The organism is Companilactobacillus halodurans, assembly GCF_009600995.1.
Lineage (GTDB): Bacteria > Bacillota > Bacilli > Lactobacillales > Lactobacillaceae > Companilactobacillus > Companilactobacillus halodurans.
The window spans coordinates 1-13,955 of sequence record NZ_VDFO01000036.1 but is presented as its reverse complement, the minus strand read 5'-3'; the positions used below and the strand labels follow the sequence as shown (position 1 = coordinate 13,955).

Annotated in this window: 12 protein-coding genes and 1 pseudogene; 10 read left to right on the top strand and 3 right to left on the bottom strand. The window is 33.9% G+C overall.

Translation table 11 applies throughout. The features are described 5' to 3' along the window. The first annotated feature begins 37 nt into the window (after window positions 1–37). Window positions 38–676: a GNAT family N-acetyltransferase gene (locus tag FHL05_RS09480; protein ID WP_153386551.1), complete on the top strand. Its 639-nt coding sequence runs from the start codon at window positions 38–40 to the stop codon at window positions 674–676. A 162-nt stretch (window positions 677–838) separates the two neighbouring features. Here the strand turns inward: FHL05_RS09480 and FHL05_RS09475 are convergent, their stop codons facing one another. Together FHL05_RS09475 and FHL05_RS09470 are read right to left on the bottom strand one after the other, a co-directional pair. Further along, on the bottom strand, window positions 839–1,459 hold the full coding sequence (locus FHL05_RS09475; RefSeq protein WP_153522538.1) for a cation efflux transmembrane domain-containing protein: 621 nt from the start codon (window positions 1,457–1,459) through the stop codon (window positions 839–841). Further along, entirely contained in the window at window positions 1,449–1,775 is a 327-nt protein-coding gene (locus tag FHL05_RS09470; RefSeq protein WP_274596050.1) for an ArsR/SmtB family transcription factor, read from the bottom strand. Before FHL05_RS09470 ends, FHL05_RS09475 begins: the two co-directional genes overlap by 11 nt. Window positions 1,776–1,908: 133 nt before the next feature. Here FHL05_RS09470 and FHL05_RS09465 point away from each other — a divergent pair, with 133 nt between their 5' ends. The 9 genes and pseudogenes from FHL05_RS09465 to tyrS all read left to right on the top strand — a co-directional run bounded on the left by FHL05_RS09465 (window position 1,909) and on the right by tyrS (window position 13,589). Then, a complete protein-coding gene (locus FHL05_RS09465) occupies window positions 1,909–2,781 on the top strand; it encodes an ROK family protein (RefSeq protein ID WP_153522536.1) in 873 nt (290 codons plus the stop codon). Between the two features lie 1,071 nt (window positions 2,782–3,852). Next, the gene (gene deoC, locus FHL05_RS09460) at window positions 3,853–4,503 is read left to right on the top strand and encodes a deoxyribose-phosphate aldolase (protein ID WP_153386546.1); all 651 of its coding nucleotides are present in this window, start codon (window positions 3,853–3,855) and stop codon (window positions 4,501–4,503) included. Window positions 4,504–4,897: 394 nt separating this feature from the next. Then, window positions 4,898–5,146, top strand: a complete 249-nt coding sequence (locus FHL05_RS09455; RefSeq protein ID WP_153386545.1) for an aldose epimerase family protein — start codon at window positions 4,898–4,900, stop codon at window positions 5,144–5,146. A gap of 6 nt (window positions 5,147–5,152) precedes the next feature. After that, a complete protein-coding gene (locus FHL05_RS12855) occupies window positions 5,153–5,311 on the top strand; it encodes a sugar-binding domain-containing protein (protein ID WP_153386543.1) in 159 nt (52 codons plus the stop codon). A gap of 687 nt (window positions 5,312–5,998) precedes the next feature. After that, window positions 5,999–7,086, top strand: a pseudogene (ltrA, locus tag FHL05_RS09445) (group II intron reverse transcriptase/maturase). A gap of 383 nt (window positions 7,087–7,469) precedes the next feature. Further along, window positions 7,470–9,338, top strand: a complete 1,869-nt coding sequence (gene tdc / locus FHL05_RS09440) for a tyrosine decarboxylase (RefSeq protein WP_153386275.1) — start codon at window positions 7,470–7,472, stop codon at window positions 9,336–9,338. 104 nt (window positions 9,339–9,442) lie between these two features. Further along, complete coding sequence (locus FHL05_RS09435) at window positions 9,443–10,840, top strand: amino acid permease (protein WP_153386277.1); 1,398 nt, start codon at window positions 9,443–9,445, stop codon at window positions 10,838–10,840. Between the two features lie 35 nt (window positions 10,841–10,875). Continuing rightward, entirely contained in the window at window positions 10,876–12,261 is a 1,386-nt protein-coding gene (gene nhaC, locus FHL05_RS09430; protein ID WP_153386279.1) for a Na+/H+ antiporter NhaC, read from the top strand. Window positions 12,262–12,332: 71 nt separating this feature from the next. Beyond that, window positions 12,333–13,589, top strand: coding sequence for a tyrosine--tRNA ligase (tyrS, locus tag FHL05_RS09425; protein WP_153522534.1), 1,257 nt, complete (start codon window positions 12,333–12,335; stop codon window positions 13,587–13,589). Between the two features lie 163 nt (window positions 13,590–13,752). On the opposite strand, the gene FHL05_RS09420 is transcribed toward tyrS, so the two are convergent. Beyond that, window positions 13,753–13,955 (bottom strand): transposase (locus FHL05_RS09420; RefSeq protein WP_162000272.1); only part of this gene is annotated, 203 nt, incomplete at its 5' end.

The window sequence follows — 13,955 nt, the reverse complement described above, 5'->3', positions numbered from 1 at the left end:
TATCATAGAAACATGGCTACATAAGGAGGTCATATTTTTGGATTTTAGAAGTGGGCTAAACAGTGAAAAACCCCAGATAATAAATTTACTAGTAGAATCATTTAAAGAATACATTACAATAAAGAATATGTTTCCATCAAAATTTCGTTCCAGTGCCAAGTTTGATAAGTTAATGAGAAAATACTTTGAACTTGAAGTTAATGTCTTTATGAAAAAAGGTTTGGTTTACGTAGGAGCTGACGGAAAGGGAAAACCTCGAGCAGTTGCTCTAATTGATTTTAATCAAGGCAGTCAAATTAGTAGTTGGGATTATTTTTCAATGGATGGTCTAAAATTACTTTCAATGATTTTTATGAGTGGATTTAGTGGCTTCAATGCACTCGATATCTTTAAATTTGAAGACCTATTCGATTTAGTTAAGGGTAAGAAAAAATGCGCAGTTGAGTACCTAGCTGTGGATAAAAAATTACGCGGTCAAGGTATTGGTAGTAAAATGCTGAACAACCACATTAGCCCTTATGTTAAAAAAATTGGTTACCGAAATATTATTTTGGAGACCAACACACAAAAGAACGTTAAATTTTATAAAAAGAATAATTTTGCCGTGCGCTCAGTTAAAAAGGTTAACTTGAGTCATGGGGATGTTAAAGATTGGGTCTTGTCTAAGACCGTTTAATTAGATATGAAAAGAGCCGTACACGTTGTGTATGGCTCTTTTTTTATAAAAACAACTAATTCCTACGACCTAAGAGTACCAAATAATCTAAAAGGTGGCGCCTTTATTAAGGAAACTTAATTATTAACCTTATTATTGGTATTTTGGCTTAATTCAAGCAAGTTACTTTCGTATTCCGTTTTGAAAAGATTCCAATCCTTCGCTAGCTATGAAATAAACTAGCACTAAGGCAGCGATTGAGTCGACCCACCAAAGACCGAAAAGGGCAGTCAGAATGGCACCGACGAGAACCGTTCCCGCCATGTATGCACAAGTAATATTGCACATGCCATCTTCAATCAAAGCATCAGAATGAATAGCTTTTCCCAATTTTCTTTTTTTCAAAGTTAGGATTGGCATTAAGATGACTGATGCAATAGCAATGGCGATTCCAGAGAAACTGGATTCAGATGCTTGGTGCGTGAAGAGATTGAAGAGCGAAACGCCGATGACGTAGACGCAAAGCAATAGTAAAACTGAACCGACTATTAAGGATGATTTCTTTTCAGCTTTAACGATTTCGGAACTATCAGCTCCGTTGAATTCTTTTTTCAAACGCCAAATCAAAGTACTGCCAGAGATGATTTCCAAAAAGCTATCCAATCCAAAGGCAATTAAAAGAATCGATCCAGCTTTAATCCCCGAATAAAAACCGACAATAAATTCAAAAGCCATCCAAGCTGTGGAAAAGTATTCCGTGTGTAAACTCTTTTTAAGTAAATCAATATTTTGGCTATTCACCATGTTTTTTACCCCTCATAACGTGATCCGCGTGTTCAAGCGTTTCATTGATAACATCAAAAATATGTGGATCGTCCAGTTGATAATAATTTGATTTGCCAACTCGCTTAGCACTGACCAATTGATATTGACGTAACAAGGCTAATTGGTGTGACACGACCGATTGTTCCAGTCCTAATAAGTTAACGATTTCCGTAACATTCAACTCTTGCTGTTCTAAGATATATAGCATTTGCAACCGAGTTGGGTTGCTCAACATTTTGAGAATTTTTTGCGATTCATTCAAAAGTTGTTCGTTGATTGGTTTTGGATTTGGCAAATTATCCCTTCTTTACATATGTTGTGTTTAACATATGTTAATTATAACATATTTAAATGAAAAAAGTTGCACACATTTGCTGAAAACGTTACCATAATTAATATGAGAGTTTAGAAATGGAGATAAGTTAATTATGGAAGATTTGGGACTGATTGATATTGGTGGAACATCAATCAAATTTGGTGTATTGGTTAATGAAGAATTGAAGCGGATGGACTCAATTAAAACACCCGAAAATTTGGAAGATTTTTACAAAGAATTGACAACTAAAGTTAATGAAATGAAAAATAATTATCCAATTGCTGGTGTAGGAATCAGTTCACCTGGTGCCGTTAATAAAAAAACAGGCATTGTTGAAGGAATTTCAGCAATTTCTTATATTCACAACTTCAAAATTCAACCTGAATTAAGCAAGAGATTCGACTTGCCAGTAAGCATGGAAAACGATGCAAATTGTGCAGCTTTAGCAGAAGTTAAATATGGAGCAGGAAAAAATGTCAATAATCTATTATTTTTGATTATCGGCACCGGTGTTGGCGGTTCATTTATTGTTAATCGAAAGATTATTCATGGTGCACATCTTTTCGGTGGCGAGTTCGGATTCACCTTAAATAGCGAGGATAAGACTTTAAGTGAATTGGGAACATCAGTCGGCGTCGCAAACAGATATAATGAGCAATCGGACACTAATTACACAGGAAAAGAAGTCTTCGATTTAGCTAAGAAGGGCGATAAGTTAGCTCAAAAAGAAGTTCAAATTATGTATCATGCTTTGGCTAAGGGGATTTACAACCTACAATATAGTTTTGATCCCGAGCTAATCGTCTTAGGTGGAGCCGTTTCCAATAATCCTGATTTATTACCAGGCGTTAAAAACGAAATTGAAAAAATTCGCAAAACAGTTGAAATAGCACCATTTAGTCCAAAAGTTGTTTTATGCAAATATACCAATGAATCGAATTTATTGGGTGCAGCAGTTGATTTTCATCAAACATATGGAAAATAAAAAGACACTTCAGATCTTAAAAAATCTGAAGTATCTTTTCTTATATAGCAGCCGGAATTTTTCTAATACAGTGACTATTGCAGGCACATTTTTTATCGTCAATCATTTTACAGTGACAAATGCCATCTGAACTTGCACAACGACAGCCAGCAGCACATGTCATACCCTCGTGACAGTAAGGATTCTTTTCAGCCAATTTTAACGCTCCCTTGGAAAATATTTGGTATCCTTAAAATATTACAATGGTAGATTTTGTGCAAGGAGAAGTCTTTATTGTTTTGAAAGATATTGTTAAGAATATTAAGTCAATTAAGTAATGCAAGAAGATAATCCAATTAGTAATACAATGTCAAGTTTGTAGTTGCAATAAATAAAAATATCGATTTTAAATTTTATAAAACCTTCTTTATCTAATAGAACTTTGATTAATATTTGGTTAGGAAATTATATATAATTCCAGCGATAGCTACAGATATATCCAGTCCCAGTCCTAATAATAATAATGTAACTAATAAAGACCACGCTTGATCTAGAATAATACGATTAACGATAATTATGTTGTCATAATATGTACGCTCGATCCAGTCACACATTATTAAGGTTATTGGTATGGTAAGTAGAATACTTATAACATAGGAAATTATTTTATAAATCTTATTTATATATTTTGAAATCATTCTTAGCCCTCGACAATACTAATATTTATAAAAAAGATAACCCATACAACTTGATTATAATTAAATTATGTTTGTTAAACAAGTTACTAAAAAGTTAGAAAATGGAAAGGAAAATAGAATCTCTTAATTATAAAAAAATATTTATCCTTTGTTAGGAGGGAGTAAGTTGTTTCTTGTTGACAGTTACAGGAACGTAAAATGGATTGTTTTATATGTTAATAATAAAAATATCATTTAAAATTTTGTTTCAATAAGGATTATATTGTTTACTACTATTTATTCGATTTTATTAATAATTATAAATATTTTATGAACATAATTTCTATATATCTATTTACAAATACTAAAAAATTGATATGGTTAATTTATAAATCTGTGAAAGGGGTTTCTAAAAATGAGGCTTAATAAATATATTGATCATACGTTACTATCACCAGAAGCAACCAAGAAAGAGGTTGATCATGTAATTAAGGAAGCTAAAGAAAATGATTTTGCATCAGTGATGATTAATCCTTACTGGGTAAAGCATACTCATGATGAACTGTTAGGTACAGATATCCAAACAGCAACAGTTATTGGATTTCCTTTAGGGGCAAATACCACTGAAATAAAAGTTGCAGAAACTAGAAAAGCACTACTTGACGGTGCTGATGAAATTGATATGGTACTGAATATTGGTGAACTTAAGGGTAACGATTTAGATGCAGTTGAATCTGATATTAAATCAGTAGTTAATGCAGGACATGCGGAAAATAAAATTGTTAAAGTCATTATTGAAACTGCATTATTAACGGATGATGAAAAAGTAACAGCTGCCGAATTGGTTATGAAGGCAAATGCTGATTTTGTAAAGACCTCAACAGGATTTTCAACTTCAGGAGCAAAGGTTGAAGATGTCAAATTACTTAAAGAAACTGTTGGAAATAAAATTGGTGTTAAGGCTTCTGGTGGCATTCATTCAAAAGAGGAAGCAGAAGCTATGATTAATGCGGGTGCTACAAGATTAGGAACAAGTGCCAGCATTAAAATCGTTAATGGAAGATAATTGGCAAAACGGAGGATTTAATAGGTGAATAGTCCAAATATAATGATGAATAAAAGAAAAAATTCATTTATTTAAGTTGGATGCAGAGCCAACTGATGATGAATATTTAAATAAGAATCCGATTTTCCACGTTGTTTTATTATCATGCTTATTTCCGATGTAGGCGGATGTAGTTAGTTTTAATGATATTTTAATTACATAATTTAAAACAATTTTCACATTGAGTAATTTACCAATGTCTTTGTACAAAATGATTTCTAAAGGGGTTATTTAGTGCAATCTGCCTTATAAAAAATAAAGATTTTAAGATAAAATCTTATACATATCCATCAGGTGTTGAAGGGTTTATAGTTGAGAATTCACGTGAACATCTTACTTTATACCATATATGAGAATGATTATTTGGGATGCTATATTTGATAAAATCTCTTTAAAAATGCAGGATATGTTTTCTCAGCCGCCTCCCGGAAAAGAAATTGTGGATACTTATGAATGCTTCCAATTTTCATCAGGATTATTGGCTAATGGCACACCAGGACTGGATGATCATTATGAATTACACGGTGAAATTCCAAACTCTGGTGATATATGTTCCAGATTCATTAACTCTGAGGGCAAAATTGCGAATGAAAACATTAACTAAAGAACCATGGGAATATCATTAAATGATCTTCGTAAAAAAGAATATTCTATATTAGTACCTGATAGTGAAAAGAAAATTGAATCAATAAAAGCGGCATTAAAGTTGAGATGTGCTAACGTTTTTATAATGGATGAAAATACGGCCAAGGTGTTATTGAACGAATAATCATTTTTGTCGTTGTATATAATAGTGAAGGATATAGTATTTATAGCTTTGAGCAAACAGTTGTTGATTTATGAAAACGGGCACATGTTTTAGAAGACTTTGTATTTTTGGTATAGATGGACAAGTGTTATGTTGAATTTATCCATTATAGTTTCAATGTATTTTTTATTAATATATAAGATTTGTTTAATTACTTTTAAAGATAAGGAGTTCAACAAAAAGAGCATTCACAATTGTGAATGCTCTTTTTGTTTTAAGTGCGCTCGGCATGGGCGTTAACTTGTTGGTGAAAGTCCACTGTGAACCGTAATAGTCGGAATTACTAGTCGAAGACAAGGGTGTCCACCGTGAGGTGGAATCTGAAGGAAGTTTAAAGCAAAATACTGAGCTGATGAACAAAAATCGACTATAAGGCTGGAAATATTGGATAAGCCTGCTTAACAAGGTAAAGCCCCAAACTACTCGAAAATATTTCTAGTAAAGTTGGCAGCTACATGGTATGAAAGTTGGCGTTCTTACCCGGGGAGGTCTGTATCATATGTTTGGCAAGGAAACGGAATGTATCCTACGAACAAACCAAGCAGCGGTGTTTGGCTGAATGATACAGAAGTCAGCCGAGATCATAGTAGTCGATTGCGACGAAGGACCGAACATTAATAACTTTTTTCGATACTGGAGGTGGAAGCGGTGCGACAATCGCAGAAAACAGAACAAAAAGCTGACCATCTGAGGATGATAGGTTTGGAAAATCAAAGGAAATCAGAGGCGCGTAGTACCGCCTCTGGTGAGAGCACGAATAAGAGTGGCATTTCATTTAAAGAATTAGTTTTGAATAGAGACAATCTCAATCTAGCTTATAAACGAGTCTATAAGAACAAGGGAGCTCAAGGAATAGACGGAATGACTGTCTATGAACTGTTCGACTATATCAAAGAGAACAAAACTCAATTGATAAAGTCATTAAGCAACCTTACCTATAAGCCCAAACCTGTCAGAAGAGTAGAAATACCTAAACCTGATGGGTCAAAACGTAAGTTAGGGGTACCACAGTCGTTGACCGTCTGGTACAACAGACAATTGCGCAAGCAATGACGCCTATGTTTGAGAATGTGTTTTCTGATAATAGTTTTGGATTTAGACCAAATCGAAGTGCTCATGATGCTATAAAACGTGTCACAGAATTTTATGATCAAGGCTATCACGTTGTGATAGACCTTGACCTAAAATCATACTTCGATACAGTCAATCATGACTTACTAATGAAATTCATCAAGCAGTATATTGATGATGAATGGTTATTGAGAATGATTCGTAAATTCTTGACTAGTGGAGTAATGGATGGACAACTATTTCAAAAGTCCGAAAAAGGAACGCCACAAGGTGGCAACCTTTCTCCATTACTAGCTAATATCTATTTAAATGAACTCGATAAATTACTTATGTCCCGTGGACATAAGTTTGTTCGCTATGACGATGACTGTAATATCTATGTCAAAAGTAAACAAGCTGGATATCGAGTTCTTGAAAGTATTTCGAAATTTCTTGAGAAGGACTTGAAACTAACCATCAATCGAAAGAAAACTAAAACTAGAATTAGAAACCTAATGAAACTTGGTATGCCAAAGAATCAAGCTTGGATATTCGCCAATATCCGTAAGGGTTACTGGCGAACAGCCCATAGTAAGACCCTGTTGTACACTTTAACGAATAGAAAACTCGAGTCCCTTGGACTAATAAATATGTCCAAGAAACTCGAGTCTATTCAAAATGCTTAAATTAATGAACCGCCGTATACGGAACCGTACGTACGGTGGTGTGAGAGGTCGGTGACTAATCGTCACCTCCTACTCGATTTAAGGGAAAATATATAAATAATAATTTAAAATTATAAAAAATTAATTTAATTATAAAACGGGGTGCATAATTAATAGTCACTAACTAGAATTCACAAAAAAATATAACCTTGTTGAATGCTTTTATCAATAAATTTGTAGAATACTTAAAATAAAGTATGTGAAAGTCGAAAAATTAGAAAATATATATAAATCCATTTAAAAGGACTATCCCACTTTATGAAAACGTTGACATATTCTATAAAAGATCTAAGATAAATCTTGGTTAGTCGATCAGGCAAATATAAATATGGGAGGTTTTTAGTATGACTGACAATATCGGTAATAATAATGATAATTTAAATCTTGATGCACTTTTTATCGGTGATAAAGCCGAAAATGCGGATTTATTCAAAACAACATTAATTAAGTTGGTTAATGAACATATGGGATGGCGCAAGAATTATATGCCACAAGATGAACCATTAATCTCGGAAGATGAAAAAACTTCTGAGTCATTTAAATCAACTGTAAATAAAATGAATGCTGTTTTAGATGAATTATCCGTTCGTTTACGTACAAATTCTGTTCCATGGCACTCACCTCGTTATTTTGGACACATGAATTCTGAGACGTTAATGCCTTCAATTTTGGCATATACATATGCGATGTTATGGAATGGTAATAATGTTGCATATGAATCATCACCAGGTACTTCTCAAATGGAAGAAGAAGTAGGTAAGGATTTTGCTAAGTTATTTAACTTCAATCATGGTTGGGGTCATATCGTTGCCGATGGCTCATTGGCAAATATGGAAGGCTTATGGTATGCAAGAAATGTCAAAAGTCTACCATTAGCAATGAAGGAAGTAAAGCCAGAATTAGTAGAAGGCAAGAGTGATTGGGAATTACTCAATATGTCTGTGGACGATATTATGGATATTCTTAATAGTCAAGATGATAAAACTATTGATGCCATCAAAGCAAAGTCAGCTCGTGGAGGAGTGGATCTTTCTAAACTAGGCAAGTGGCTAGTACCACAGACTAAACACTATAGCTGGATGAAAGCTGCCGATGTCGTTGGTATTGGTTTGGATCAAGTTGTTCCTGTTCCAGTAGATGACAATTACAGACTTGACGTAAATGAACTTGAAAAGACAATCAATAAATTAGTTGCTGAAAAAACTCCAATACTTGGTGTTGTAGCGGTTGCTGGTTCTACTGAAGAGGGTGCTGTTGATCCTGTCGATAAAGTTGTCGAATTACGTAAAAAATTGATGAAACAAGGGACATATTTCTATTTACATGTTGATGCTGCTTATGGAGCTTATGCACGTTCATTATTCTTAGATGAAGATGGGAATTTCATTCCATATGATAAGTTACAAGAAGTTCATCAAAAGTATGGTGATTTCCAAGAAAATAAAGAATACATTTCAAAAGATGTCTATAATGCATTCAAGGCCATCTCAGAAGCTGAAACGGTAACAGTAGATCCTCACAAGATGGGCTATGTACCTTATGCAGCTGGTGGAATTGCAATTCGTAATATTACTATGCGCAACATCATTTCATATTTTGCTACATACGTATTTGATAAACGTTCAAAGGCACCATCAATGTTAGGTGCTTATATTCTTGAAGGTTCCAAGGCTGGTGCAACTGCAGCGGCTGTTTGGACTGCACATCGTGTTTTGCCATTGAATGTTTCAGGGTATGGTAAGTTAATTGGTCGTTCAATTGAAGCAGCTAACCGTTATTATGACTTTTTGAATGATTTGAGCTTTGACATTAATGGACAAAAGATTGAAGTTAATCCATTAACAAAGCCTGACTTCAACATGGTTGATTGGACATTTAATGTTAAGGGCAATAAGGATTTTGCCAAGATGAACAGCTTAAATCTTGCATTTTATCAAGAGGCCTCATTCGTTAAGGGCCCTATTTATAATAACGATTTTATTACATCACATACTGATTTTGCAAAAGATGGTTATGGTGATAGTCCTGAAGCTTATGTAAAGAGTCTGGGCTTTACACATGATGATTGGGAGAATGAAAAAGCTGTTGGAATTTTACGTGCATGTGTATTGACACCACTTCTATATGATAAAGATAATTTTGCTGAATATGCAGGTAAAATTAAGAGTGCTATGGCTGAAAAATTGTCAAAGATTTTAAATCAAATGAAATAGTAACAATAAACAGTTTATTAAATAAGTATTAATATTATAACTTTTCGTAAAACTCAGGAGTAGGGATGCTACTGAGCTTTACGTGTTTAGGAGTTGAAATAAAAATGAGCTCAAATAATAAAATAAGCCTTGGTACATTTATCGGGATTGGTATGGCTATGATTGCCACAGTCCGTAGTGTTCCAACATTGGCAGCCGCAAGTTGGCAAATGTTCTTCTATTTGATCTTTGCTGTTATTTTCTTTGCTTTACCTGTTTCAATTATGTCAGGAGAATTCTCATCGATGCTTCAAGATGCCGGTGGTCCTCAGTTATGGGTACGTACTGGATTGGGGTCAAAATGGGGCTTCACCACAGCATGGCTACTTTGGGTACAAATTTTCCCAGGTATGGTTATGGTTGCTTCCACTCTTGGACCATTGTTGGGTAATACAATTGGTAATCAAGTTTTGGGACAAAATCACTGGTTTACCTTAGCATGTATTATTGTTATTTACTGGATTATTACAATATTAAATTTGAAATTTGATATGGCTAAATTTGCTGGTAATTTTGGTGTTTGGTTTGGTGTTTATATTCCATTTGCAGTTATGATTATTATGGGAATTGCCGCACTTGCCAAGACAGGAATTGATGTTAATAGTGTTTTAGGATCATTTTCTTCTGGTAAATTAATTCCTAGTGTTGATACTTTGAAGTATGTTGCTGCTATTTCATTCATCTTCACAGGAATTGAAACATTAGGTGTTTATGTTCCAAGAATGAAAAAGTCAAATGATTTCGTTAAAGGTGTCATTTTTGCATTAGTTGCAATGGTTATTTTGAATTTGTTAAATGCTTTCATTGTTGCTGATGTTGTACCAAAAGGTTCGACAGAATTAACAAATATTACACAACCAATTATTCTATTCTGTAAAATTTTAGGTTGGCCATTATGGATTGCTAATGTGTTTAGCTTATTGGCAGCCGTTGGTGTCTTCCTTCAACTGTCGGGTTGGGTAACAGGACCTTCACAATCAATGATTCAAGTTGCACGTGAAGGGCTAGTACCATCAAAATGGGGCTTCTTTAAACACAATGACATTGGTGTTGCAAGAAATGTTATCTTGACACAAACAACTTGTATTACACTATTTGCTTTAATGTATGCTCTACCAGATATTAATAGTGTTTTTCTAATGCTAACAAATACAACGACATTATTGTATTGTGTTCTTTATTTCTTAATTGCAATAGCATTCATCAGATTACGTTACACACAGCCAAATGCAAAGAGACCATACCGTGTTGGTAAAAGTGGTAATGTGGCTGCTTGGATTTGGACGATATTGTTTATTTTTGGTATTTTTGCCATTGGTATTGTAACAGTAGCTACCGCTGGAATTACTAATGGAATTGCCATGGTTGTTATTACTGTTGTAATGACTATTATCCCATTAATTATTAATTCACACAAAAATGATCAGTGGCTTAAGGATGCTCGAGCATACGAAAATAAATAGTATGTAATTATTTATTAGATTGGGGTGTAACTAATTTGAGAAAGAGTGAAAGACATAAACCAAATGTTGGCGTTTTAGAAAGTATAATTGTTGTTATTATAATTTTGATTATACTGGGGTACTTAATTATCTTTTCGGGTCAATCGCCCCAGGTTCCTCTGCTGATTTCAGTAGTTTCTCTTATGCTTTATGGAATTATCAGAGGATTCAATTGGGATGAAGTAGTTGGAGCAATTGAAGAAGGAATTAAGCCTGGAGTAATTCCCTTGATGATTTTTCTTTTAATTGGTGTTTTAATTGCAACATGGATTTATTTGGGAACCATCCCTACAATCATGTATTTTGGGTTTAAAATAATATCAGTTAAGTACTTTTTACCTACAGTGTTTATTGTCTGTTCACTCGTTGGTATTACTTGTGGCAGTTCGTTTACTACAGTATCAACAATGGGCATTGCTTTTATTGGAATAGGATCAGCGTTGAAAATAAATCCAGGTATTACTGCTGGCGCTATTATCTCAGGAGCATACTTTGGTGCAAACGTTTCTCCATTATCTGGGACAACGAATTTAGCTGCTGGTGTTGGTGAAATAGATATTTATGAGCATATCAAAAGTCTAATTTGGACTGATTTGCCAGTTTGGGGTGTGGTTTTGATTGGATATACACTACTTGGATTTGGCCATAAGGATGTAAGCTTGGAGAAGATAACCATTATGACGCAACAGCTCCAAAATGGGTTCTGGATTTCATTTTGGACAGTTCTACCTATCATTTTATTATTAGTTCTTGCGTGGTTAAAGGTTCCAGCAGTGCCATCACTAGCCTTTGGTTCGTTCTTTGCTGTTATTATTGGTTGGTTACATCGTCCAATAAAATTAAACACCCTAGCTAAGTATATAATGAATGGATATGTAGCTAAAACTGGTAGTAAGACGATGAATGTTTTATTATCAAAGGGTGGAATTGATAGTATGTTGAGTTCTTTGGCCTTGATTATCTTTGCGTTGTCATTAGGGGGATTATTGATTAAATTTCATATCATTGGATCCTTAATAGATGGGCTTGGACAATTTATTAATACTGCAGGAAAATTGGTTTTAATGACAGCTATTACATGTGTTGGTGTAAATTTTTTAGTTGGCGAACAATATTTATCAGTTATTTTGCCAGGTGAAAGCTTTAAAGATTCATTTGATAAAATGAATTTGCCAAGAACAAGATTAACTAGGACACTTAATGATGCTGGTGCAGCAGTTAATTCTATTATCCCATGGAGTGTCAGTGGAGTATTTATTCAAGGAGCATTGCAAGTTAGTCCTATACAATATATACCATATTCATTCTTCCCATTGTTGGTTCCCTTTTTTACTGTTTTTGTTGGATTTATACTAGAACATAAAAAGAGAACATTAAAATAAGACTAATAATTGATTAATTAATTTAATTGTTGTTTAATAAAGCTAAAGCGTTTTTTAAGGAGAAGATATTTATGGACATTTTAGAAGATTTTCAATGGCGTGGAGCCATCAATCAGTGTACTGATCTTGAAGGACTTCGCAAATTATTAAAAAATAAAAAGGTCTCTCTTTATTGTGGTACTGATCCTACCGGTGATTCACTTCATATTGGACACTTAATTCCATTTATTATGTTAAAGAGGTTTCAACTTGCAGGACATCATCCATATATCCTTATTGGTGGAGGTACTGGTTTTATAGGTGATCCATCAGGTAGAAAAACTGAAAGATCACTTCAAACGACTAGTCAAGTTGAACATAACGAAAAAGCTTTAACTAGCCAAATGGTTAAATTATTTGGTACAGAAAATTTTGATATTGTTAATAATTACGATTGGTTAAGTAAAATTGATTTGCTAAGTTTTTTAAGAGACTATGGTAAATCATTTAATGTAAATACAATGCTATCTAAAGAAGCAGTTGCTAGTCGTTTAGATAATGGTATCTCATTTACTGAATTCAGTTATCAGATTTTGCAGTCTATTGATTTCTATCATTTACTTAAAGAAAAGGATATTCAGCTTCAAATTGGTGGTGCCGACCAATGGGGCAATCTGGCTAACGGTGTAGATTTAATTCATAAAAAAGATTCTAAAGCTGAAGCTTACGGACTGACTATTCCTTTGATGCTTAAGGCTGATGGTACTAAATTTGGTAAGACTGCTGGTGGTGCTGTATGGCTCGATCCTAAGAAGACCTCTCCATTTGAATTCTATCAATTTTGGTTTAATCAAGATGATCGTGACGTCGTTAAATATCTCAAGTACTTTACGTTCTTGTCACATGATGAAATCAATGCTTTGGAGGAAAAAGTTACAAGGGAACCAGAAAAGAGGGAGGCTCAAAAACGATTGGCTCAAGAGGTAACGTCATTTGTTCATGGAGTAAAAGAAATGAAAGAAGCTGAAAAAATTTCTGAAGTTTTATTCAGTGGTGACATTAAACAGTTGTCAGCATCAGAAATTAAACAAGCTTTTGATAAGGTTCCGTCAGCACATGCTAACAATCTTTTGACAAATATTGTTGATCTCTTGGTAAATACTGAGATTGAGCCTTCAAAACGTCAGGCACGTGAAGATGTAACGAATGGAGCCATAACTATAAACGGTGAAAGAGTTACTGATGTAGAGTCTATGATAGACCCTAAAGATGGCTTTGATGGTAAATATATTGTGGCTCGTAAAGGAAAGAAGAATTACACGTTAATTAGTGTAGAAGACGCAAATTAAAGAGATTAGTTAATATTAATTGTGATTTTTCTTCTGAATCGTATTGAAAATAGCACAAGTTAAAAAGTAGATAGTAAGTAGATTTACTATTTTGGCTCTTTGTCAAATCATATTGATGAATGATTTTTGAGCTTATTAAGTACCCTCATTGAGGGTACTTTTTTTATGCACAAATCAATCTTATTCTCTTAATAAAATGGTCAAGATTTCTAAATCCATAAGAATTTCTTTTCAATTTATTTATTTTTCCAATGGTGCCCTCAAGAGGGCCATTGGAATATGGCAATAAGCAACTGTTTTTTACATAGTTTATATTTTTTCGTAACGTTGTAATGACTGTATCCATTGCGGTTCCATTTCTTTTAT

Bases quoted from the DNA above. Each gene is read 5' to 3' on its own strand.
- FHL05_RS09475 (WP_153522538.1), bottom strand. From the start codon at position 1,459: ATGGTGAATAGCCAAAATATTGATTTACTTAAAAAGAGTTTACACACG.
- FHL05_RS09465 (WP_153522536.1), top strand. From the start codon at position 1,909: ATGGAAGATTTGGGACTGATTGATATTGGTGGAACATCAATCAAATTT.
- deoC (WP_153386546.1), top strand. From the start codon at position 3,853: ATGAGGCTTAATAAATATATTGATCATACGTTACTATCACCAGAAGCA.
- FHL05_RS09455 (WP_153386545.1), top strand. From the start codon at position 4,898: ATGATTATTTGGGATGCTATATTTGATAAAATCTCTTTAAAAATGCAG.
- FHL05_RS12855 (WP_153386543.1), top strand. From the start codon at position 5,153: ATGGGAATATCATTAAATGATCTTCGTAAAAAAGAATATTCTATATTA.
- tdc (WP_153386275.1), top strand. From the start codon at position 7,470: ATGACTGACAATATCGGTAATAATAATGATAATTTAAATCTTGATGCA.
- FHL05_RS09435 (WP_153386277.1), top strand. From the start codon at position 9,443: ATGAGCTCAAATAATAAAATAAGCCTTGGTACATTTATCGGGATTGGT.
- tyrS (WP_153522534.1), top strand. From the start codon at position 12,333: ATGGACATTTTAGAAGATTTTCAATGGCGTGGAGCCATCAATCAGTGT.